The 20,971-nt window shown below is 61.3% G+C and carries 24 protein-coding genes; 17 read left to right on the plus strand and 7 right to left on the minus strand.

Annotated elements, in window-relative coordinates; genetic code table 11:
• Positions 1-112 precede the first annotated feature (112 nt).
• Both tmk and QTL96_RS01575 read left to right on the plus strand, forming a co-directional pair.
• A complete protein-coding gene (gene tmk / locus QTL96_RS01570; protein WP_289726431.1) occupies positions 113-808 on the plus strand; it encodes a dTMP kinase in 696 nt (231 codons plus the stop codon).
• Positions 801-1,826 (plus strand): DNA polymerase III subunit delta', encoded by a 1,026-nt coding sequence (locus QTL96_RS01575; protein ID WP_289726432.1) that lies wholly within the window; start codon positions 801-803, stop codon positions 1,824-1,826. The genes tmk and QTL96_RS01575 overlap by 8 nt, the downstream gene beginning before the upstream one ends.
• Positions 1,827-1,842: 16 nt before the next feature.
• Here QTL96_RS01575 and QTL96_RS01580 read toward each other — a convergent pair whose 3' ends face one another.
• Positions 1,843-2,637 carry a sulfite exporter TauE/SafE family protein gene (locus QTL96_RS01580; protein WP_289726433.1) on the minus strand — a complete coding sequence of 265 codons (795 nt, stop codon included), beginning with the start codon at positions 2,635-2,637 and terminating at the stop codon, positions 1,843-1,845.
• 284 nt (positions 2,638-2,921) lie between these two features.
• On the opposite strand from QTL96_RS01580, the gene metG reads away from it, so the two are divergent.
• The 6 genes from metG to QTL96_RS01610 all read left to right on the plus strand — a co-directional run bounded on the left by metG (position 2,922) and on the right by QTL96_RS01610 (position 9,357).
• Complete coding sequence (metG, locus tag QTL96_RS01585; RefSeq protein WP_289726434.1) at positions 2,922-4,475, plus strand: methionine--tRNA ligase; 1,554 nt, start codon at positions 2,922-2,924, stop codon at positions 4,473-4,475.
• 7 nt (positions 4,476-4,482) lie between these two features.
• Entirely contained in the window at positions 4,483-5,265 is a 783-nt protein-coding gene (locus QTL96_RS01590) for a TatD family hydrolase (RefSeq protein WP_289726435.1), read from the plus strand.
• 4 nt (positions 5,266-5,269) lie between these two features.
• Entirely contained in the window at positions 5,270-6,103 is an 834-nt protein-coding gene (locus tag QTL96_RS01595; protein ID WP_289726436.1) for an MBL fold metallo-hydrolase, read from the plus strand.
• Positions 6,104-6,410: 307 nt separating this feature from the next.
• Complete coding sequence (locus QTL96_RS01600) at positions 6,411-7,784, plus strand: ISNCY family transposase (protein ID WP_289726437.1); 1,374 nt, start codon at positions 6,411-6,413, stop codon at positions 7,782-7,784.
• A 351-nt stretch (positions 7,785-8,135) separates the two neighbouring features.
• On the plus strand, positions 8,136-8,432 hold the full coding sequence (locus tag QTL96_RS01605) for a hypothetical protein (protein ID WP_289726438.1): 297 nt from the start codon (positions 8,136-8,138) through the stop codon (positions 8,430-8,432).
• A 145-nt stretch (positions 8,433-8,577) separates the two neighbouring features.
• The gene (locus QTL96_RS01610) at positions 8,578-9,357 is read left to right on the plus strand and encodes an ATP-binding cassette domain-containing protein (protein WP_289726439.1); all 780 of its coding nucleotides are present in this window, start codon (positions 8,578-8,580) and stop codon (positions 9,355-9,357) included.
• Between the two features lie 111 nt (positions 9,358-9,468).
• Here the strand turns inward: QTL96_RS01610 and QTL96_RS01615 are convergent, their stop codons facing one another.
• On the minus strand, positions 9,469-11,241 hold the full coding sequence (locus QTL96_RS01615; protein WP_289726440.1) for an ABC transporter ATP-binding protein: 1,773 nt from the start codon (positions 11,239-11,241) through the stop codon (positions 9,469-9,471).
• A gap of 430 nt (positions 11,242-11,671) precedes the next feature.
• Between QTL96_RS01615 and rutA the strand changes: the two genes are divergently transcribed.
• From rutA to QTL96_RS01650, 7 genes are all read left to right on the plus strand, one after another.
• Complete coding sequence (gene rutA, locus QTL96_RS01620) at positions 11,672-12,760, plus strand: pyrimidine utilization protein A (RefSeq protein WP_289726441.1); 1,089 nt, start codon at positions 11,672-11,674, stop codon at positions 12,758-12,760.
• Positions 12,757-13,494 carry a pyrimidine utilization protein B gene (gene rutB, locus QTL96_RS01625; RefSeq protein WP_289726442.1) on the plus strand — a complete coding sequence of 246 codons (738 nt, stop codon included), beginning with the start codon at positions 12,757-12,759 and terminating at the stop codon, positions 13,492-13,494. The genes rutA and rutB overlap by 4 nt, the downstream gene beginning before the upstream one ends.
• Positions 13,495-13,519: 25 nt before the next feature.
• Complete coding sequence (gene rutC, locus QTL96_RS01630; protein WP_289726443.1) at positions 13,520-13,909, plus strand: pyrimidine utilization protein C; 390 nt, start codon at positions 13,520-13,522, stop codon at positions 13,907-13,909.
• Positions 13,910-13,914: 5 nt separating this feature from the next.
• Positions 13,915-14,706, plus strand: a complete 792-nt coding sequence (gene rutD / locus QTL96_RS01635; protein ID WP_289726444.1) for a pyrimidine utilization protein D — start codon at positions 13,915-13,917, stop codon at positions 14,704-14,706.
• A 27-nt stretch (positions 14,707-14,733) separates the two neighbouring features.
• Positions 14,734-15,252: a flavin reductase gene (locus QTL96_RS01640; RefSeq protein WP_289727150.1), complete on the plus strand. Its 519-nt coding sequence runs from the start codon at positions 14,734-14,736 to the stop codon at positions 15,250-15,252.
• A gap of 111 nt (positions 15,253-15,363) precedes the next feature.
• Positions 15,364-15,672 carry a hypothetical protein gene (locus QTL96_RS01645; RefSeq protein ID WP_289726445.1) on the plus strand — a complete coding sequence of 103 codons (309 nt, stop codon included), beginning with the start codon at positions 15,364-15,366 and terminating at the stop codon, positions 15,670-15,672.
• 80 nt (positions 15,673-15,752) lie between these two features.
• On the plus strand, positions 15,753-16,181 hold the full coding sequence (locus tag QTL96_RS01650; protein ID WP_018902381.1) for a DUF4864 domain-containing protein: 429 nt from the start codon (positions 15,753-15,755) through the stop codon (positions 16,179-16,181).
• Positions 16,182-16,184: 3 nt separating this feature from the next.
• Here the strand turns inward: QTL96_RS01650 and tgt are convergent, their stop codons facing one another.
• The 5 genes from tgt to coaD all read right to left on the minus strand — a co-directional run bounded on the left by tgt (position 16,185) and on the right by coaD (position 20,104).
• A complete protein-coding gene (tgt, locus tag QTL96_RS01655) occupies positions 16,185-17,315 on the minus strand; it encodes a tRNA guanosine(34) transglycosylase Tgt (protein ID WP_289726446.1) in 1,131 nt (376 codons plus the stop codon).
• Complete coding sequence (gene queA, locus QTL96_RS01660; protein ID WP_289726447.1) at positions 17,316-18,398, minus strand: tRNA preQ1(34) S-adenosylmethionine ribosyltransferase-isomerase QueA; 1,083 nt, start codon at positions 18,396-18,398, stop codon at positions 17,316-17,318.
• 86 nt (positions 18,399-18,484) lie between these two features.
• Entirely contained in the window at positions 18,485-18,994 is a 510-nt protein-coding gene (locus tag QTL96_RS01665) for a peptidylprolyl isomerase (RefSeq protein WP_018902378.1), read from the minus strand.
• Positions 18,995-19,020: 26 nt separating this feature from the next.
• Positions 19,021-19,584: a peptidylprolyl isomerase gene (locus QTL96_RS01670; protein ID WP_018902377.1), complete on the minus strand. Its 564-nt coding sequence runs from the start codon at positions 19,582-19,584 to the stop codon at positions 19,021-19,023.
• Between the two features lie 25 nt (positions 19,585-19,609).
• The gene (gene coaD / locus QTL96_RS01675; RefSeq protein ID WP_113011370.1) at positions 19,610-20,104 is read right to left on the minus strand and encodes a pantetheine-phosphate adenylyltransferase; all 495 of its coding nucleotides are present in this window, start codon (positions 20,102-20,104) and stop codon (positions 19,610-19,612) included.
• Between the two features lie 224 nt (positions 20,105-20,328).
• Between coaD and QTL96_RS01680 the strand changes: the two genes are divergently transcribed.
• On the plus strand, positions 20,329-20,505 hold the full coding sequence (locus QTL96_RS01680) for a hypothetical protein (RefSeq protein ID WP_181459357.1): 177 nt from the start codon (positions 20,329-20,331) through the stop codon (positions 20,503-20,505).
• 159 nt (positions 20,506-20,664) lie between these two features.
• Positions 20,665-20,820 (plus strand): hypothetical protein, encoded by a 156-nt coding sequence (locus QTL96_RS01685; RefSeq protein WP_165936940.1) that lies wholly within the window; start codon positions 20,665-20,667, stop codon positions 20,818-20,820.
• The last annotated feature ends 151 nt before the right edge of the window (positions 20,821-20,971 follow it).

Consider the following 20,971-nt stretch of genomic DNA (forward strand, 5'->3'; position numbering starts at 1 on the left):
AGCCGAGAGATCGACGCGAAGCGGTTCCGCTCGCCGTTATCTTCGGCTAGATGTACGGACGAGGTGCCGCTGGCGCCGATTGAGTGCAGGCCAAGATCGCAGGAACATATTGTTGTCATCCGCTACCGGATTGTTCGTTACGTTTGAAGGCGGTGAGGGTGCTGGTAAGTCCACCCAGATCCGTCGGCTGGCCGATGCCTTGCGCGCCAAGGGCCATGAGGTCGTAGTCACGCGCGAGCCTGGCGGTTCGCCGGGTGCGGAGGCCGTGCGCCATGTGCTGCTCTCGGGTGCTGCCGAATCCTTTGGAACGCGCATGGAAGCGATTCTCTTCGCCGCCGCCCGCAACGATCATGTCGAGGAGATCATCCGCCCGGCCCTTGGTCAGGGCAAGGTCGTGCTCTGCGATCGCTTCATGGATTCTTCGCGCGTCTACCAGGGCGTGACGGGCAATCTGGAGCCCGATTTCATCGAGACGCTGCAACGCGTCGCGATCAACGGCGTCGTTCCCGATTGCACGCTGATGCTCGACCTGCCGGCCAAGGCCGGCCTTGAGCGCGCCAAGCGCCGAGGTGCCGCCGGCGACGTCGCGCCCGATCGCTTCGAGAAGGAAGAGATCGAAACCCACGAGAAGCGCCGCGAAGCCTTCCTCGACATAGCCTCGCGCGAGCCTGAGCGCTGCCACGTCGTCAACGCCATGCAGAGCGAGGAGGCGATCGCAGCGGAGATCGTCTCGATCGTCGGCCAGTTGCTGGCGCCTGCAGACGCCCCAAAGGTCGCCGAGCCAGCGATGAGTGCGACCGATGAGTGACGAGCACCCGAGTCTTCTCCACGGCGCGATCTGGCCGCCTGAAAACACCAAGCTCTTCGGTCATGAAGACGCCGAGGCCTTCCTCGCGCAGTCCTACCGTTCCGGCAAGGGCCACCACGCCCTGCTGATGGAAGGGCCGTCGGGGATCGGCAAGGCGACGCTGGCTTTTCGTTTCGCCAATCACGTCCTGTCGCATCCGGACCCGGAGAGCGCGCCTGAGGTCCTGGCCGATCCAGACCCGAATTCCTCCGTCAGCCGTCAGATCAACTCGGGCGCCTCGCACAACCTGCTGCATCTCGCCCGTCCGGTGGACGAGAAGACCGGCAAGGTGAAATCGGCGATCACCGTCGACGAGGTGCGCCGCGCCGGCCGTTTTTTCTCGCAGACGTCGGGCACCGGCAACTGGCGCATCGTCATCATTGATCCCGCCGACGACATGAACCGAAGCGCCGCCAACGCCATCCTGAAGATCCTCGAGGAGCCGCCGAAACGCGCGCTGTTCCTGTTGATCTCGCATGCGCCTGGCAAGCTCCTGCCCACCATCCGCTCCCGCTGCCTGCCACTTAAGCTGTCGCCACTTGGTGATAACGCGTTGCGCTCGGCTCTGGGGCATCTCGGCGTGGACGCAAATGACCCGTCGCTGCTGGCATCCGCCAATGGCAGCGTCGGTGAAGCGCTGAAGCTGGTGAACTACGGCGGTGGCGAGATCATCTCCGCCTATAACGAGGTTCTGACCCTGCAGGGACCATCGGCGCGCAAGGCGATGCACCGTCTGGCCGACGCGCTGTCTGGCAAGGAAAGCGACACGATCTTCGAGTTCTTCGTGGGCCATCTCGGCGACGACCTGATGGGCAAGGCGAAGGCAGCCGCCAAGGCGGGGCAGGTGGCCCAGGCAGAACGCCTGTCGCGCCTGCACAGCGATATCATCGAACGCCTGACGGTCTCCGACGCCTACAATCTCGACCGCAAGCAGACGATTCTGAGCATTCTCGGCGATATCAAGCAGCCCGGACCTTGATCCGGTAAGCCCCGGATCAGGAAGTCAGAAGCTTGTAAGCGACAACAGCAAGCGTTCCTGCCAGCACAAGGCGGATGGTCCGCTCATGCAGCTTCGGCGCCAAAAGGCTGCCCGCGATGATCCCAGGGATCGAGCCGACCAGCAGCGCTGCAAGCATGATCCAGTCGATCTCGCCGATCATCCAGTATCCCATGCCGCCGATCAGCGTCAGCGGCACCGCATGGACGATGTCGGAACCGACGATCTCGCGCACATCGAGCCTGGGATAAAGCACCAGCAGGATGGTGACGCCAAGCGCGCCTGCTCCGACCGACGTCAACGTGACGAGAATACCGAGCGCCAGCCCGAGCACGACGGTGAGGATGCCAAGCGTTACCGGCCGCAGCGTCCGCCGCTCGCCCGTGGAACGCTGCGCGAAGGCCAGCACCTGTTTGCGAAACACCAGCATGAAGGCCGTCATGACGAGCAGCCAGCCAAGCGCCGTCGTGATCGTATGCGCGACTTCGATGCTCTTGCGGTCGACGCCCGACAGCAGCCACAGCATGATCAGCGCCGCCGGCACGCTGCCGGCGGCAAGACAGCCGACGATCCGCCAGTTAATGCGCCCATGCATGCCGTGAACGGCGGTGCCCGCACTCTTGGTGACGGCGGCGTAGAGCAGGTCGGTGCCGACAGCGGTCGCCGGATGCACGCCGAACAAGAGAACCAGCAGGGGCGTCATCAGCGAGCCGCCGCCGACACCGGTGATGCCGACAAGCGCTCCGACGAAGAAACCCGAGAGCGAATAAAGCGGATCGAAATGGGAGAACATCAAATCGCAGGCCCTAGCCCTGCGTGAAATCGGCCTGCATGCAAAAAGCCTAAGTGGGAGCGGTAGGCGCGGGGGACGGCTGATGTCACGTTTGCGGAACCCTGTTCGATGGTTCTCTTGGGTAGAATGTGGAAAAAAACGAGTCAAGCACGCGGCGGTCACGAAGATTGCACTGCTATGTGTTGGAGGCGTCGCTTTCCAAACTTACTGTTTCGCTTCGCCGCCACATGCGCTAAGGAGCGGCATATAGATTTCGAAGAATAAGCCGCACGAGAATGGCCGCCATGACAGACAAGACACCCTTCTACATCACCACCGCGATTTCCTACCCGAACGGCAAGCCGCATATCGGCCACGCCTACGAGCTGATCGCGACGGATGCCATGGCGCGCTACCAGCGCCTCGACGGCAAGGACGTGTTCTTCCTGACCGGCACCGACGAGCACGGCCAGAAGATGCAGCAGACGGCGCGCGCCGAAGGCATCACCGCGCAGGAACTCGCCGATCGCAATTCTGGCGAATTCCAGGCGATGGCCAAGCTCCTCAACGCCTCGAACGACGACTTCATCCGCACCACGCAGGATCGTCACCACGAGACGTCGAAGAACATCTGGAACCTGATGGCCGACGCCGGCGACATCTACAAGGACAGCTATGCCGGCTGGTACTCGGTGCGCGACGAAGCCTATTACCAGGAAAACGAGACCGAGCTGCGCGCCGACGGCGTGCGCTACGGACCGCAGGGCACGCCCGTCGAATGGGTGGAAGAGGCAAGCTACTTCTTCAAGCTCTCCGAATACCAGGACAAGCTGCTGGCGCTCTACGAATCCGAGCCCGATTTCATTGGCCCGGCCGAGCGCCGCAACGAGGTGATCTCCTTCGTCAAGTCGGGGCTGAAGGATCTGTCGATCTCGCGCACGACCTTCGACTGGGGCATCAAGGTGCCGAATGATCCGGAACACGTCATGTACGTCTGGGTCGACGCGCTGACCAATTACCTGACGGCCACCGGCTACCTTGAGGACAAGAACGGCCCGCGCGCCAAGTATTGGCCGGCCGACGTCCACATTATCGGCAAGGACATCATCCGCTTCCACGCCGTCTACTGGCCTGCCTTCCTGATGTCGGCCAAGCTGCCGCTGCCCAAGCGCGTCTTCGCGCATGGCTTCGTGCTGGCCAAGGGCGGCGAGAAGATGTCGAAGTCGCTCGGCAACGTGCTCGATCCGTTCGAGCTGATCGAGCATTTCGGCCTCGACGCGATCCGCTACTTCCTGATGCGCGAAATCTCCTTCGGCCACGACGGCAATTGCAGCGAAGAGGCGATCGGCACCCGCATCAACGCCGACCTCGCCAACGGCATCGGCAATCTCGCCAGCCGCTCGCTGTCGATGATCGTCAAGAACTGCGACGGCAAGATCCCGGCCTGCGGTCCGCTGACCGACGAGGACAAGGCGATGCTGGCCGCCGCCGACGCGCTGCTCGCCTCGACGCGCGAGGACATGGAAAAGCAGCTCATCCACCGCGCGCTGACCTCGATCATCGCAGTCGTGTCCGAGACCGACCGCTATTTCGCCGGCCAGCAGCCCTGGGCGCTGAAGAAGACCGATCCTGCTCGCATGGAGACCGTGCTTTACGTCACGGCCGAAGTCGTGCGCCAGATCGCCATCCTGCTGCAGCCCTTCGTTCCGGGCTCCGCCGAAAAGATGCTCGATCTCGTCGGTGCAGCCGCCGACAAGCGCGACTTCACGGCTCTCGGTGAAGCCGGTCGCCTGGTTTCCGGCACGCCTTTGGAAGCGCCGACGCCGGTCTTCCCGCGCTACGTCGCGCCGCAGGCGTGAGGCTGAGATGCTGATCGATACCCATTGCCACCTGGATTTCGCCGACTTCGAGGAGGAGCGCGACGAGATCGTCAAGCGTGCTCACGACAGCGGCGTCAAGCAGATGGTGACGATCTCGACGCGCGTTCGCAAGCTGGACGGGTTGCTCGCGATTACCGAAAAGTATCCGTCCGTCTTCTGCTCCGTCGGCACGCATCCAAACAGTGCCGACGAAGAGCTGGATATCCAGGCCGAAGACCTGATCCGTCTGGCGAATGCGCATGAGAAGGTGGTGGCGATCGGCGAGGCGGGTCTCGACTACTTCTACGACACGCAGAAGCCCGAGGACCAGAAGACCGGTTTCCTGCGCCACATCGAGGCCGCCCGCGAAACGAAGCTGCCGCTGGTCATCCACAGCCGCAGCGCCGACGAGGACATGGCCGCGATCCTGACCGAGGAAACGGGGAAGGGCGCCTTCCCCTTCATCCTGCACTGCTTCTCGGCGGGTGCCGATCTTGCGCGCGTCGGCGTCGAGCTCGGCGGCTACATCTCGTTTTCCGGCATCCTGACCTTCCCGAAGTCGCAGGAGCTGCGCGACATCGCCGCCACCGTCCCGCACGACCGCCTGCTGGTTGAGACCGACGCGCCCTATCTCGCGCCGAAGCGCTGGCGCGGCAAGCGCAACGAGCCGTCCTATGTCGTCAACACGGCCGAAGTCTTGGCCGAGACGCTGGGCCTCAGCTATGCCGAAATGGCCGCGATCACGACGGACAACGCCTTCCGCTGCTTCTCCAAGATGCCGAGGATCTGACACGGTGGGCTACAGGCGGCGGTTCACCATTCTCGGCTGCTCGTCGTCACCAGGCGTTCCGCGCATCACCGGCGACTGGGGCGCCTGCAATCCCGACAATCCGAAGAACAGGCGCACTCGCGCCTCCTTCATGATCCAGCAATATGACGCCAACGGCGGCGTGACCACTGTCGTCATTGATACCGGACCGGATTTTCGCGAGCAGATGATCGCGGCCAAGGTCGGGCATATCGACGCCGTGATGTACACGCATCCGCACGCCGATCATATCCACGGGCTGGACGACCTGCGCGGCTACTATTTCGGTGCGCAGCAGCGCGTGCCGATCTATGCCGACGAAGCGACCATGGACCGCATCCGCCAGGGCTTCGGCTATTGCCTGGAAACGCCTCCCGGCAGCAACTATCCGCCGATCGTCGAGGCGAGGGTGATCCGCGATCTCGACACGCCTGTTCATATCACCGGCGCGGGCGGCGCGATCTCATTGCGCCCGCATGTGCAGCAGCACGGCGACATCACCTCGCTCGGCTTCCGCATCGGCGACGTCGCTTATTGCAGCGATATCAGCGACTTCCCGCCGGAAACCGTACCGAAGCTTCGGGACCTCGACGTTCTCATCATCGATGCCCTCCAATACCGCTACCACCCGAGTCATCTGTCGCTGGAGCAATCGCTGGAATGGATCGGCCGCCTGCAGCCAAAGCGCGCGATCCTCACCCACATGCACACGCCGCTCGACTACGACACCGTCATGGCCGAAACACCCGAACATGTTGTCCCGGCCTACGACCAGATGAGCTTCGAGGTCGAGCTGGAAAGCCTGGAGCGCGGAGCCTAAGCCCACGCGCTTCAACGTGCGACGGGCAAACCTAGCGCACGTCTGGCTCCGTTCCCTCGCGCAATTCCGCAGATAGGAGTGATGCGCCATAAGGATCTGCGAAACATGGGTTTTCATGCTGTGCAATGGCGATCAGAGGGTAGCCATCGAAGGGTGTGTCGGCAAAGCGAAACTCGATTCACAGATGCGGACTTGTTCCATAATCTATCTTATCCGATATTTGTTTGTAGCCGCAAAGTTAGAATGTCCTACTTTAGCAAAGTTAGAGTGTCACACTCCCCGCGTTTGATAACGCGGAGACAAGCAGATGGGATTGATAGCGATGAGCGAGCGTGATCTGCAGCGGATCGAAGTTTTGTCGAAGGTAGCGGCTGAGCGTATGACGATGGTTTCGGCGGCTCATGTGCTCGACTTGAGCACGCGCCAGGTGCGCCGGCTGTTGCAGCGGATGGGTATTGGTGGTGCGGCATCGATCCGGCACAAGGCGATCGGCCGGCCGTCAAACAACCGCATCAGCGATGGCGTTCGAGATTACGCGGTGACACTGGTTCGGGAATCTTATGCGGACTTCGGTCCGACCCTGGCTTCAGAGATGCTGGCTGAGCGGGATGGATTGTGTGTGTCGCGCGAGACGCTGCGACGCTGGATGATCGATGCCGGCATTTGGTTGTCGCGCAAGCAACGTCGGACGTTTCATCAGCCAAGATTGCGTCGCGAGGCTTATGGCGAACTGGTGCAGATTGATGGCTCTGACCATCGCTGGTTCGAAGACCGTGGCGATCCCTGTTCGTTGTTGGTTTTCATCGACGATGCGACCGGCAAGTTGATGCAATTGCGGTTTGTGCGATCGGAAAGTGCGTTCTCGTACTTTGAAGCACTGGCGCTGTATCTTCGCGAACATGGCGCCCCGATTGCGTTCTATTCAGACAAACATTCGGTGTTCCGAGTGGCAAAGAAGGATGCCAAGGGCGGTCAGGCCATGACCCAGTTCGGGCGTGCGCTTTGCGAGCTAAACATCGAGATTCTCTGTGCAAATTCAAGCCAGGCTAAAGGACGCGTCGAACGGATGAACCGGACATTGCAGGATCGCCTGGTCAAGGCACTGCGACTGGCCAGGATCGATAACATGAGGGATGGCAACGCGTTTCTGGCGAGTTTCATGAGCCGATATAATGCGCGATTTTCCATCGTCCCTGCCCGTTCCGATGATTTGCACCGGCCGTTGAATCTGGCGCCGGATCGGTTGATGGAGATCCTGTGCAAGCGCGAGCAGCGTTACGTCGGAACACAGCTGACGTTCTCGTTTGAACGCAAGCGGATCATGCTGCAGGAAACCGAAGTGACGCGTGGTCTGGTTGGCCATTATGTCGAGAGCTATGCCTATGCGGATGGTCGCCTCGATGTGCGCTGGAAAGGGTATTCCCTGCCCTATACGGTGTTCGACAAAGACCAACGAGTGACGCATGCGGCAATCACCGAGAACAAGCGGCTTGGTGATATCCTGGCTTACGTCAAGGAGCGCCAGGACCAGCAGGTACCGCCGGTCGTCAAAACCAACAGCGAGAAGATCGGTTACCAACCACGGGGTCGAAAGCCGGGGCGGAGCACGGATGTTATGAATGATCCCGCGGTGAATGCGCGCCGCAAAAAGGCACTCTTGAAGCAGCAAGCTGTGGAGTGACCTAAAGGTCGAATAGGCTCAAAGCTAAAGCCGAACGGGTGCCCCTCACCCGCCCCCGCTCCGCCCTTTCAACCCCGGCCAGCCGGTCGGACCGCGGGCTGATCCGAGCAGCCAGTGTCGCGTTTCTAAATGGCTGACAACGTCGCAGCCCTATTCAGCTTCGACATTGTTTGTAGCTGGGTGCATTCTATTTTCGGATGCAACGAAGATAATAAAGTCCATGCTGCCATTTAAAAACTGCACGCCCTGTTGTTGTCAGCAACTGACCCTCACCGCTTGAGTCGGCGCCCGTAGCAGCCTTTTAGATGTACATGTACAATTCCATCTGCATGAGCGTTGAAGGATGAACGCGTGTCGTCATCCATACTTGATTTGTCGAAGCTGAGAGATATTGGCTGGTCGATGTGGGATCCCATCGGGCTCATACCCGACGGGTGCACATGGCGCGACGATGACGCAGCCGGTTTCGAGGACGAATATGACAGCTACCTTCAGAACGCCGCCGCGCAGCTTCGCCAAGGTGCACCGGCCGCTGAAGTCGTCAACTACCTGGTGAAGGTCGAAACTGTTTTAATGAGCATCTCTCAAAGACCCGACACAATGCTCAGGGCACGAGCGGTGGTTCAGGCAATCCTTGCAGAGGCTTGAGACGCGTCGTTCGCCCAAGAACGAAATACTATGCACCGCCCTATTCCCGTCACCGCATAAGTTGACATCGCCGGTGAAGTTTTGCAGTTACATCCGTGCGATCCGGATGTCCGGCGTCGCGTCACATGCAGCCGGAGATGCCATCATGCCCGCCGAATTTCTCACTCTGTCGCAGATCCACTACGAGGCCAGCAAGAAGCATATCTTGCGCGGTGTCGATCTGACGCTTGAGGCGGGCCGCGTCTATGGGCTTGTCGGGCCAAACGGTTCGGGCAAGAGCTCGCTCCTGAAGACCATCGCCCGCCAGGTCGATCCGACGTCGGGCGCGGTTGCGCTTCAGGGAAAGCCGGCGGCCAGCTGGGGCGGGCGCGCTTTCGCCCGCGAGATCGCCTATATGCCGCAATTCACCCCTGCGACCGATGGCATGACGGTGCGCGAGCTTGTCGCGCTCGGCCGTTTTCCGTGGCACGGCACGCTCGGACGCTTCACCCAGGCCGATCGCGATCTGGTCGAGGATGCGATCCGGCGCACCGATCTCGAGCGCTTCGCCGATAGTCTCGTTGCCAACATGTCGGGCGGCGAGCGCCAGCGCGCTTGGATCGCCATGATGCTGGCGCAGAATGCCAGCTGCCTGCTGCTCGATGAACCCACCTCCGCACTCGACCTCGCCCATCAGGCGGGCGTTCTGTCGTTGCTGCGCGAACTGAGCCACGAGCGCGGCCTGACGATCGTCGTCGTCCTGCACGATATCAACCTTGCGGCGCGGTATTGCGACGAGTTGGTGGCGCTGAACGACGGCAGGATTTCGGCGCGCGGCAAGCCTGCCGAGATCGTCCAGTCGGATGTGCTGAGGTCAGTCTTCGGGGTCGAGATGGGCGTCTTCCCGCACCCTGTCAGCAACGAGCCGGTCAGCTATCTGCTCTAGCGTTATGACGTGCTGGCATGGTTGTTCTTGTAACAACATAGCCGGCCAAGCATCGGATTGAATGAGACAATCGCGATCCTCACCTGAGGTGAGGATGTGAGCCGCCTTGCACTACGCCAGCTTCTTCGTGTCCGGCGCGCCATCGTCATCGGGCGCGCTCGTCTGTTGCGCCATATGCAGCCGCCGATAGGGGCCCGCGCGGCGCAGGAGGTCGCGGTGGCTGCCCTCTTCCACCACCCTGCCCTTGTCGATCACGCAAATCCGGTCCGCCTCGGTGATCGTCGCCAGCCGGTGGGCGATGACGAGTGTCGTGCGGCCTTGAGACAGCTCCGCCAACGATTGCTGGATCGCCCGCTCGGTCTCCGTGTCCAGCGCCGACGTCGCCTCGTCGAGAATGAGGATAGGCGGGTTCTTCAGGAAGATGCGGGCAATCGCCAGCCGCTGCTTCTGGCCGCCGGAAAGCTTGACGCCGCGCTCGCCGATTATGGTGTCCAATCCAGCCGGCAGGCCGGCGATCACCTCGTCGAGACGCGCCCGGCGGGCCGCGTCGAGGATATCGGCTTCTGTCGCTCCCAGCCTGCCATAGGCGATGTTCTCGCGCATCGTGCCGGCAAACAGGAACACGTCCTGCTGCACGATCCCGATGCTCGAGCGCAGCGACGCCAGCGTCATCTGTCTGATGTCTACGCCATCGATGGAAATCGCGCCGCTGGTGACGTCATAAAAGCGCGGCAGCAGCGAACAGACGGTCGTCTTGCCGGCCCCCGATGGCCCCACGAAGGCGATCGTCTCGCCCGCTTTGATCGTCAGGTCGAGCCCGTCGAGAATAGGCTTTCCGGTCTGGTAGGCGAAGCGAACGTCGCTGTAGCGAATATCGCCGGTCAGCCGCGGCATGTTGCGGGCGTCCTTGATATCGGCGATATCGGGATCGGTATCGAGAAACGCCGTATAGCGCTGGAAGCCGGCGATCCCCTTCGGATAGGTCTCGATGACCGAATTGATCTTGTCGATCGGCCGGAAGAAGACGCCGACGAGAAGCAGGAAGCCGACGAAGCCGCCGGCCGAGAGTTCGCCCCGGGTGACGTACCAGGCGCCGACAAGCATCACGACCACCTGCACGAAGCGCATCGAGAGATAGGAGAGCGACGTCGAGGCTGCCATCGCCCAGTACGCCTGCAGCTTGGTCGAGAGATAGCCGGCATTGTTGACGGCGAAGAGCTTGCGCTCGTGGTCCTCGTTGGCGAAGGCCTGGACGACGCGAATGCCGCCGACCGTCTCCTCGATGCGGGCGTTGAAATCCGCAACGCGGCCGTAGAGCGAATGCCATGTCTTCGTCATCCGGCGGCCGTAGCGCGTCGTCACAAGGGCCGTCAGCGGCACGATCAGCGCGGTCACGATCGCCAGCGGCGGATGTTCCCACCACATGAGAATGAACGCGCCGACCAGCGTCATCACCGCAATGAAGATATCCTCCGGCCCGTGATGGGCGACTTCGCCGATCTCTTCGAGATCCTTGGTCAGCCGTGCCACGAGATGGCCGGTCTTCTGGTTGTCGAAATAGGAGAAGGAAAGCTTCTGCAGATGATCGAACGCCCTCGCCCGCATCTCCGTCTCTATCTTCAGGCCGAGCATGTGGCCCCAATAGGTGACAATCACCTGCAGCCCGGCGTTGACGACATAGATCGCCAGCAAACCGATCGCCGCCAGCCCGATCAGACCCAACTGGCCCGTCGGCAGCAATCTGTCGATAAACATCGTCACGGCGACGGGAAAGGCAAGTTCCAGCAGGCCTGCGGTCACCGCGCTGCCGAAGTCGAGCACGAACAGCCCCCGGTGCGGCTTGTAGTAACCAGCGAACCGTTTCAGCAGCGACGATGTGCTCATCCGCGAGCCTCCCAATTGACATAAAAAGTTTGCGGCGCGCCATCGGGCACTGAATGCAGCTGTGTGGAAGACAGTGCGTCCTGGCAAAGGCCAGCCGCTTCAAGAATTTGCCCGATATCCAAATCCGGCTTCAAAAAGTCAAGTTACTTCTTGGTGAGGCCGCGTCTCGCGGTTGTAGGCAATAGTCGCGACGCGCGGACTTGCAGAATATTTAGGCGCTATCGAGTGCGGCTAAAAATTTGAGCAGTATTGTCTGCTTTTTCGGCATGAAATTTATCGTTCGGTAAAAATTTGACCAAATGATAAATAAAAGATTCCCAGCCGTATTGCATCACTCTGATTTTATTGACGTTTATCAATCTGGCACGCCACCTGCATTGAAAATGCCGAACCAGGTCCTTGGCCGCATTGCCTCAAGAGGAGAGCAAATATGGAAATCGGTGTTTTCATCCCGATCGGAAACAATGGTTGGCTGCTGTCGGAAAACGCGCCGCAGTACAAGCCGAGCTTCGAGCTCAACAAGGAAATCACGCTGAAGGCCGAGAAATACGGTTTCGATTTTGCCTTGTCGATGATCAAGCTGCGCGGTTTTGGCGGCAAGACGGAGTTCTGGGACTACAATCTGGAATCCTTCACGCTGATGGCCGGTCTTGCCGCCGTCACGTCGAAGATCAAGCTCTTCGGCACGGCCGCGACGCTGGTCATGCCGCCGGCGATCGTTGCGCGCATGGCGACCACGATCGACAGCATTTCCGGCGGTCGTTTCGGCGTCAATCTCGTCACCGGCTGGCAGCGGCCGGAATACAGCCAGATGGGCCTGTGGCCGGGCGACGACTATTTCGGCGACCGTTACGAATATCTCGGCGAATACACGACCGTCCTCAAGGACCTCCTGACGACGGGCCAGTCCGATCTCAAGGGCAAGTTCTTCCAGATGGACGATTGCCGGATGAAGCCGGTGCCCGAAAGCGTGAAGCTGATCTGCGCCGGCTCGTCCGACAAGGGCATGGCGTTCTCCGCCGCCTATGCCGATTACAGCTTCTGCTTCAGCGTCGGCGTCAACACGCCCACGGCCTTCGCCTCCACCAACCAGCGCCTTCTCAACGCAACGGCAAAGACCGGACGCGACGTGCGCTCCTTCGTGCTGACGATGGTGCTTGCCGAAGAGAAGTCGGATGACGCCTGGGCGAAGTGGGAGCATTACAAGGCGGGCGCCGACGAGGAGGCGATCAAGTGGCTCGGCCTGCAGAGTGCCGCCGATACAAAGTCCGGTTCCGACACCAATGTTCGCCACATGTCGAACCCGGTCTCGGCCGTTAACATCAACATGGGCACGCTGATCGGTTCCTATGAGGAGGTCGCCGCCATGCTCGACGAGATGGCAGCAGTCCCCGGCACCGGCGGCGTCATGCTGACCTTCGACGACTTCGTCGAAGGCGTCGAAAAGTTCGGCAAATACGTCCAGCCGCTGATGAAGAGCCGCCGCCACGTGACCGAAATGCTGGAGGCCGCCGAATGAGCGTCGCACCTGTTGGATACGAGCCGCCGCGCGAGCGCACGCAAAGCGTCACCCTCCCCGCTCGCCCCGAGCCGATCGCGATGAAGCCGAGCGAAACCGCTGTCGTGGTCGTCGACATGCAGAACGCCTATTCCACTGAGGGCGGCTATGTCGATCTCGCCGGCTTCGATATCGCCGGCGCCAAGGGCACGATCGCGAACATCAAGAAGACGCTCGACGCCGCGCGTGCCGCGGGCGTCCAGGTCATCTATTTCCAGAACGGCTGGGACAAGGATTATGTCGAGGCCGGCGGACCGGGCTCGCCCAACTATCACAAGTCGAATGCGCTGAAGACCATGCGCCAGCGGCCGGAGCTGCAGGGCCAGCTTCTGGCAAAGGGCACATGGGACTATGCGATCGTCGACGAGTTGCAGCCGCAGCCGGGCGATATCCTGGTACCGAAGACCCGTTACAGCGGCTTCTTCAACACCAACATGGACAGCGTACTGCGCGCCCGCGGCATCCGCAATCTCGTCTTTGTCGGCATCGCCACCAATGTCTGCGTCGAAAGCTCGCTGCGCGATGCCTTCCACCTCGAATATTTCGGCGTGATGCTTGAGGACGCGACCCATCACCTCGGGCCCGATTTCATCCAGCAGGCGACGGTCTACAACGTCGAGAAGTTCTTCGGCTGGGTCGCCACCGTCAACGATTTCTGCGGCGTCATCAGCCAAGCCGCGCCCACCGAAGCCTGATCACGAGCAAAGAAGAGGACACATCATGCCAAAATCGGTCATCGTCCCCGAGGGAACCCAGAAGCCGATCGCCCCCTATTCGCCAGGCACCTTTGCCGACGGCATCGTCTATGTCTCCGGCACCCTGCCCTTCGACAAGAACAACGATGTCGTCCATGTCGGCGACGCCGGCGCCCAGACACGCCATGTGCTCGAGACGATCAAGTCGGTGATCGAGACAGCCGGCGGCACGATGGAAGACGTGACCATGAACCACATCTTCGTCACCGACTGGGCCAACTATCAGGCCGTCAACGCCGTCTACGCCGAGTATTTCCCCGGCGACAAGCCGGCCCGTTACTGCGTTCAGTGCGGCCTGGTGAAGCCTGACGCGCTGGTTGAGATCGCAACCGTCGCCCATATCGGCAAGAAGTGACGGGCATGCATTACGACATACATGGCCAGACCCATGCCGGTGCCAGGACCATCATCCTGTCATCCGGCCTTGCCGGAGCAGCGGGCTACTGGGCGCCGCAGATCGAGGCGCTATCCGCCGATTTCCGCGTCATCACCTACGATCATCGCGGCACCGGCCGCACCGGCGGTGAGGTGCCCGAGGCGGGCGGCATCGCCGCCATGGCCGACGACGTGCTGGAGATCGCGTTGGAACTCGGCATCGAGCGTTTCGATTTCATGGGCCACGCGCTCGGCGGGCTGATTGGTCTCGATATCGCGCTCCGCCGCCCCGACATGATCGGCCAGCTCATTCTCGTCAATGCCTGGAGCAAGGCGGATCCGCATTCCGGCCGATGCTTCGATGTCAGGATCGAACTGCTGGAGCGGTCGGGCGTCGAGATGTTCGTCAAGGCGCAGCCGCTCTTCCTCTATCCCTCGGTCTGGATGTCCGACAATGCCGAGCGTCTCGATGCCGAGGAGTGGCACGCCATCGCCCATTTCCAGGGCAAGACCAATATCCTGCGGCGTATTGCGGCTCTCCGGGCCTTCGATCTCGACGACCGACTGTCGGAGATTGCTGCCCACACGCTGGTCATGGCCACCCGCGACGACCTTCTCGTTCCCTACACCCGATCGGTGCGCCTCGCCGAGGGATTGCCGCATGCCGAACTGGCTCTGACCGACTTCGGCGCCCACGCCGTCAATGTGACGGAGGCGAAGAGCTTCAACGAGACCATGCTGCGCTTCCTTCGTGACGCGAGATCCGAAATCCGCTAGGACCCCGATATGCAAGCATCAGCCAAAATGATCCCGGACGTGACCGCAACGGCCAAAAACGCCGATACGACGGACCAGCGCAAGCAGGATTACCGCAACGCCATGGCCCGCCTCGGCGCTGCCGTCAACGTCGTCACATCGGATGGACCGGCAGGTCTCGCGGGCTTTGCGGCAACCGCCGTCTGCAGCGTCACCGACGATCCGCCCACCCTTCTGGTCTGCATCAATCGCGGCTCATCCGCCTACCCAGCCGTTAACGCAAACCGCGTGCTCTGCGTCAACACGCTCTCGCACGCCCATGAGGACTTGAGCCGGCGCTTCGGTGGCAAGACCCCGGTGCAGGAACGCTTCGAAGGCGCCAGCTGGTCGGTACTCGAAACAGGTGCGCCCGCGCTTGACGACGCACTGATCTCGCTCGACTGCAAGGTGAAGTCGGTCTCCGATGGCGGTACCCACGACATCCTGATCTGCGAGGTGGTGGCGATCAAGGAGAACGAAGGCGGCCAGGCGCTGATCTATTTCGATCGCCGCTACCACACGATCTGATCCCGCTTATGGAACAAGAGCTTAGGTCAACGCGTTCCCTGCCGGAATTCTGGCTCATCCCGTAACGTGACGTCCCGTCGCGCCACTGGGATGACCATCTTGGAGACGCCGATGCCCTGGATCGCCTTTATCATTCACTTCTTTGCCGCCGCCATCATGACGAACGGTATTCCACACTTCGTCAACGGCGTCTGCGGCCGACCGTTCGGCACGCCATTCGTGCCCATGTCAGGTGCCGGCGAGAGCTCGGCGGAGCTGAACGTCGTCTGGGGATGGGCGAACTTCGTCGTTGCCTTCCTGCTCTTTGCCAATGTCGGGCCGCTCTATATCGGCACTCCCATCGACACCATTTTCATCGCCGCCGGTGTGCTGATAGCCGGCCTGATCCTGTCGCGAATATTCGCACGCGGCCGACTCTGATTGCCTCTTTCCTTGCGCGCTGAAAGCCCTACAATTCAAGGGGTGGCGGCTATGGCCACGGGATAGTGGGAGATATGCCGATGCGCGCCTTCTTCGCAGTCCTCATCCTCAGTCTCACCGCGATTTTTACGCTGTCGCCGGCGCGCGCGGAAGACCCGCTGGATACAACGCGGTCGATGATCGAGGCGCAGATCAAGGCCTTCCTGCAGGACGATCCGGAAGCGGCCTATTCTTACGCCGCCCCCGGCATCAAGGCCGTCTATCCCGACAAGAACGTCTTCTTCGCCATGGTCAAGAAGAGCTATGAGCCGGTTTATCACCCCGGAAACTACGCCTTCGGTCGCAGTCGCTCGATCGACAACGGCGCGATGATCTACCACGAAGTTCTGATCTCCGGCCGCGACGGCAAGGACTGGACGGCGATCTACCAGGTCATCCGACAGCCGGATGGCAGCTACAAGATCGGCGGCGTCCAGATCCTGCCGGATACGGCGAGCAAAGGCATCTGAGCCTTAGACCGGGTCGATATCGCCCCGTGCCCATTCGGCTTCCGTCTCCGCCATGAAGTTGGCGAAACGACCTTCGGCGATCGCCTTGCGGATGCCCTGCATCAGTTCCTGATAATAGGACAGGTTGTTCCACGAGAGCAGCATGCCGCCCAGCGCCTCGTTGGAGCGCACAAGGTGATGCAGATAGGCGCGTGAATAGTCGCGGGTCGCCGGGCAGTTCGACTGCTCGTCGAGCGGGCGCATATCCTCGGCATGGCGGGCATTGCGGATGTTGACCTTGCCACGGCGGGTGAACGCCAGGCCGTGGCGACCGGAACGGGTCGGCATCACGCAGTCGAACATGTCGATCCCGCGCGCCACCGAGCGCAGCATGTCCTCGGGCGTACCGACGCCCATGAGATAGCGCGGCTTTTCCGTCGGCAGGACCGGCAGCGTCTCCTCGAGCATCTTCAGCATGACAGCCTGCGGCTCGCCGACGGCAAGACCGCCGACCGCGTAGCCCTTGAGGTCGAGATCGGCGAGCGCTGCTGCGGAGCGCACGCGCAGAGCCGGAATATCGCCGCCCTGCACGATGCCGAACATCGCCTTGCCCGGCTGGTTGCCGAAGGCGATCTTGCAGCGCTCGGCCCAGCGCAGCGACATTTCCATCGCGCGCTCGATCTCGCGCGGCTCGGCCGGAAGCGCAACGCACTCGTCGAGCTGCATCTGGATATCGCTGTCGAGCAGCCCCTGAATCTCGATCGAGCGCTCCGGCGACATGTGGTGCAGGCTGCCGTCGACATGGCTCTTGAAGGTCACGCCCTGCTCGTCGAGCTTGCGCAGTCCTGACAGCGACATGACCTGGAAGCCGCCGCTATCGGTCAGGATCGGCCCATCCCAGCGGATCAGCTTGTGCAGTCCGCCAAGCCGCGCCACGCGCTCGGCCGTCGGCCGTAGCATCAGGTGATAGGTGTTGCCGAGAATGATATCGGCGCCGCCCTCGCGCACCTGGTCGAGATACATCGCCTTGACGGTGCCGACGGTGCCGACGGGCATGAAGGCCGGCGTGCGGATCGTGCCGCGCGGCATGGAGACTTCGCCGAGACGGGCGCCGCCATCGGTCTTCTTGAGGGTGAAGTGGAAGTTCTCGGTCATCTAGTCTTTCCGGAAAAGAAGGCTGGAATCGCCATAGGAATAAAAGCGGTAGCCCGTGGAAATGGCATGTTCATAGGCAGCGTGCATGGTCTCCAGGCCGGCAAAGGCCGAGACCAGCATGAACAGCGTCGAGCGCGGCAGGTGGAAATTGGTCATCAGCACGTCCACCGCCTTGAAGCGGTAGCCAGGCGTGATGAAGATGCCGGTGGCGCCCGCCCAGCCGCGTATCTCGCCGCTATCCTGCGCCGCACTCTCGATCAGCCTGAGCGAGGTGGTGCCGACGCAGATGATCCGCCCGCCCCTCGCCTTCACGGCATTGAGCTTGGCGGCCGTCTCGCCGCTGACATAGCCGCTTTCGAGATGCATCTTGTGGTCGTCGGTATCGTCGACCTTCATCGGCAGGAAGGTGCCGGCGCCGACATGCAGCGTCACGAAATGACGCTCGATGCCGTCCTTGTCGAGCGCTTCGAAGAGCTCGGGCGTGAAATGCAGCCCGGCGGTGGGCGCTGCGACAGCGCCGTCCTCGCGGGCATAGATGGTCTGGTAGTCGGCGCGGTCGCGCTCGTCTTCGGCGCGCTTGGCGGCGATATAGGGCGGCAGCGGTATATGGCCGACGGAATGGATGACTTCGTCGAGCGCCGGGCCCGACAGATCGAAGGCCAGCGTCACCTCGCCGCCCTCGCCCTTCTCTTCGACGGTGCAGTCGAGCGAGCCGAGAAGGCAGCTTTCGCCACCGTGGCCGAAGGCGATCCGGTCGCCGACCTTGATACGCTTTCCGGGCTTGGCAAAGGCCTTCCAGCGATTGGCGCCGACCCGCATGTGCAGCGTCGCCGAAACCTGCTGGCCGCCCGCACCCTCGCGGTGACGGATCCCTTCGAGCTGCGCCGGAATGACCTTGGTGTCGTTGAAGACAAGCGCGTCGCCTGCCTTCAGGAAGGACGGCAGGTCGGAAACACGGTGATCGGAAAGCTGCGTTTCGCTACTGGGATCGACGACCAGCAGGCGCGCGCTGTCGCGCGGCTCCGCAGGCCGCAGCGCAATCCGCTCATCGGGGAGCTCGAAATCGAAAAGGTCTACGCGCATAGGGGCAGTTCCGGGAAGGCTGGTCCAGGCAAAGCGAAACCCGCCCCGCGCTCTCGCGCAAGGGCGGGTTCCAGCAAACATCACAATCAGACGTCGGCGGCAACCCGCATCGAGACGATCGAATCCGGATCGACGACCGGTTCGCCCTTCTTGATCTTGTCGACGTTGTCCATGCCTTCGATGACCTGGCCCCAGACGGAATACTGCTTGTTCAGCCAGGGAGCATCGGTGAAGCAGATGAAGAACTGCGAGTTGGCGGAGTTCGGGTTCTGCGAACGGGCCATCGAGCAGGTGCCGCGGATGTGGCTGACGGCCGAGAACTCAGCCTTCAGATCAGGCTTCTCGGAGCCGCCCATGCCGGCACGACCCGGGTTGAAGCTTTCGCCGCCCTTCTTGCCGAACTTCACGTCGCCGGTCTGCGCCATGAAGTCGTTGATGACGCGGTGGAACACGACGCCGTCATAGGCCTTCTCGCGTGCGAGTTCCTTGATGCGGGCCACGTGCTCGGGCGCCACTTCAGGCAAAAGCTGGATGACGACATTGCCCTTGGTGGTTTCCAGGATGATGGTGTTTTCCGGATCCTTGATCTCAGCCATTGTTATTCTCCTATTGGTCTTGAAACTTACTTCTTGGCGATGGTGACCTTGACCATGCGGTCAGGATTGCTGACTTCGCCGTTCTGGCCTTCGCCCTTCTGGATCTTGTCGACGTTCTCCATGCCGGAGATCACCTTGCCGACGACCGTGTACTGGCCATTCAGGAAGGAGCCGTCAGCGAACATGATGAAGAACTGCGAGTTGGCCGAATTCGGGTCCTGCGAGCGCGCCATGCCGACCGTGCCGCGCACGAACGGGGTCTTGGAGAACTCGGCCGGAATGTTCGGCATGTCGGAGCCGCCGGTGCCAACCTGGTTCTTGTCGAAGCCCTTTTCCATGTTGCCGTACTGCACGTCGCCGGTCTGTGCCATGAAGCCGTCGATCACGCGGTGGAAGGCAACGTTGTCGTAGGCGCCCTTCTTGGCAAGCGCCTCGATCTGGGCGACATGCTTCGGCGCGACATCAGGCGCGAGCTCGATCACGACGGGGCCGCTCTTCAGCTGGATCGTCATCGTATCGGCGGCGAAAACGTCGCCAACGAACGAAGCGAGATAAAGCACGCCGGCAAATGCAATATAGAAAAGTTTCATGTGAGCTCCGTTTCGGCGAATATGCCTAGGATTTGCGCTTGGATTGAAGGGCTTTCAAGACGGCGGCAGGCACGAATGCACTGACATCGCCTCCCATGCCTGCGATTTGACGGACCAATGTGGCGGTTATGGGCCGCGAGGCCGTGCCGGCGGGCAGAAAAACGGTCTGGATATCCGGTGCCATCTGCCGGTTCATCCCGGCCATCTGCATTTCGTAATCGAGGTCGGTGCCATCCCTCAAGCCCCGGATCAGAAGCGCCGCGCCATGCGCACGGGCAGCATCGACCACGAGATTGCCGAAGGACACAACCGAAATATCCGACGTCCGCTCCGGCAAAACCTCGGCCAGCGACTGGCGGATCAGCTCACCCTTCTCCTCAAACGAGAAAAGCGGCGTCTTGCCGGGATGAATGCCGATCGCGACGATCACCTTCGACGCAACGTTCAGCGCCTGGACGAGCACGTCAACATGTCCGTTCGTGATCGGGTCGAAAGACCCCGGATAGAAAGCTGTCGTCATTGGCCCCGGCCATTTGTTTCGACGCCTTTTGTCACGGATAAGGCCCTGCCGCAAGTCATTTGCCCCAAGCGCCGCCCGGTGGATAGGGGCGCGACCGGGGCTCGCCGGGCGACTGAATGCCGGATGAACGGCCCATTCAAGGCCGCTTCAGCCGCGATCTCTATAACAGGATGCATCAACGCCGCCGATGCCATCAGGGATCGGTTCACTCCTGGAAACCCACGATGCTCATCCTGCTTGTCATCACCTCGGTCGCACTCTCCCTCGCCTTCGAATTTGTCTACGCCTACATCCTGGAAGTGCGTGATGCGGCATGGGTACGCAGCGACGTGAGGGAACATCACGAGATCGTACGCGTTATGGGTCGCGTCTCCTTTAAACCGATTAGAGAAGACGCATAAACCGATTTAGGAAGATGAACGCCAGATGAACGAGGCATTCAAAGAGGCTTCAGATCGGCGTTGGTAAACGACTTGTCAATGTCCTGCGGAACCAATTCCAAACGGACGCGTTCTTTCAATCGAAGCGTTGCGCAAATAGGCGCTACAAGGAAGATGAATATGCCAAACAAGATTACCATGATTAACGCAGTATGGATGGTAATGATGACGGGTATGCTTGCAGCAACTGTTGCGCTTTATGATCAGAAGGTAGATGCGTCCAAGGTTTACGGCCCTTATGCTTCGGCCCGTGCGGCTGTCGTGAGCCAATACTAACGGACGTGAAAGCAAAATCCTGGAGGATTGCTTATGTTCACGATCTTGACTGTGCTTACCGCCCTAATCAGCATCATGTTTATCGTATCTGTGGCATCGACCGTGACCGCCCTGCGGCGCGAAACCGAAGACGATAAGAGACTACATGGCA

The sequence above is a fragment of the Rhizobium sp. S163 genome, assembly GCF_030380805.1.
In the GTDB taxonomy this organism is placed as follows: Bacteria; Pseudomonadota; Alphaproteobacteria; order Rhizobiales; family Rhizobiaceae; genus Rhizobium.

What these genes read in the sequence shown, in the direction of transcription:
- QTL96_RS01575 (WP_289726432.1), top strand. Translation starts at nt 801, where the DNA reads ATGAGTGACGAGCACCCGAGTCTTCTCCACGGCGCGATCTGGCCGCCT.
- QTL96_RS01580 (WP_289726433.1), bottom strand. Translation starts at nt 2,637, where the DNA reads ATGTTCTCCCATTTCGATCCGCTTTATTCGCTCTCGGGTTTCTTCGTC.
- metG (WP_289726434.1), top strand. Translation starts at nt 2,922, where the DNA reads ATGACAGACAAGACACCCTTCTACATCACCACCGCGATTTCCTACCCG.
- QTL96_RS01590 (WP_289726435.1), top strand. Translation starts at nt 4,483, where the DNA reads ATGCTGATCGATACCCATTGCCACCTGGATTTCGCCGACTTCGAGGAG.
- QTL96_RS01600 (WP_289726437.1), top strand. Translation starts at nt 6,411, where the DNA reads ATGGGATTGATAGCGATGAGCGAGCGTGATCTGCAGCGGATCGAAGTT.
- QTL96_RS01610 (WP_289726439.1), top strand. Translation starts at nt 8,578, where the DNA reads ATGCCCGCCGAATTTCTCACTCTGTCGCAGATCCACTACGAGGCCAGC.
- QTL96_RS01615 (WP_289726440.1), bottom strand. Translation starts at nt 11,241, where the DNA reads ATGAGCACATCGTCGCTGCTGAAACGGTTCGCTGGTTACTACAAGCCG.
- rutA (WP_289726441.1), top strand. Translation starts at nt 11,672, where the DNA reads ATGGAAATCGGTGTTTTCATCCCGATCGGAAACAATGGTTGGCTGCTG.
- rutB (WP_289726442.1), top strand. Translation starts at nt 12,757, where the DNA reads ATGAGCGTCGCACCTGTTGGATACGAGCCGCCGCGCGAGCGCACGCAA.
- rutC (WP_289726443.1), top strand. Translation starts at nt 13,520, where the DNA reads ATGCCAAAATCGGTCATCGTCCCCGAGGGAACCCAGAAGCCGATCGCC.
- rutD (WP_289726444.1), top strand. Translation starts at nt 13,915, where the DNA reads ATGCATTACGACATACATGGCCAGACCCATGCCGGTGCCAGGACCATC.
- QTL96_RS01640 (WP_289727150.1), top strand. Translation starts at nt 14,734, where the DNA reads ATGATCCCGGACGTGACCGCAACGGCCAAAAACGCCGATACGACGGAC.
- QTL96_RS01645 (WP_289726445.1), top strand. Translation starts at nt 15,364, where the DNA reads ATGCCCTGGATCGCCTTTATCATTCACTTCTTTGCCGCCGCCATCATG.
- QTL96_RS01650 (WP_018902381.1), top strand. Translation starts at nt 15,753, where the DNA reads ATGCGCGCCTTCTTCGCAGTCCTCATCCTCAGTCTCACCGCGATTTTT.
- tgt (WP_289726446.1), bottom strand. Translation starts at nt 17,315, where the DNA reads ATGACCGAGAACTTCCACTTCACCCTCAAGAAGACCGATGGCGGCGCC.
- queA (WP_289726447.1), bottom strand. Translation starts at nt 18,398, where the DNA reads ATGCGCGTAGACCTTTTCGATTTCGAGCTCCCCGATGAGCGGATTGCG.
- QTL96_RS01665 (WP_018902378.1), bottom strand. Translation starts at nt 18,994, where the DNA reads ATGGCTGAGATCAAGGATCCGGAAAACACCATCATCCTGGAAACCACC.
- QTL96_RS01670 (WP_018902377.1), bottom strand. Translation starts at nt 19,584, where the DNA reads ATGAAACTTTTCTATATTGCATTTGCCGGCGTGCTTTATCTCGCTTCG.
- coaD (WP_113011370.1), bottom strand. Translation starts at nt 20,104, where the DNA reads ATGACGACAGCTTTCTATCCGGGGTCTTTCGACCCGATCACGAACGGA.
- QTL96_RS01680 (WP_181459357.1), top strand. Translation starts at nt 20,329, where the DNA reads ATGCTCATCCTGCTTGTCATCACCTCGGTCGCACTCTCCCTCGCCTTC.
- QTL96_RS01685 (WP_165936940.1), top strand. Translation starts at nt 20,665, where the DNA reads ATGCCAAACAAGATTACCATGATTAACGCAGTATGGATGGTAATGATG.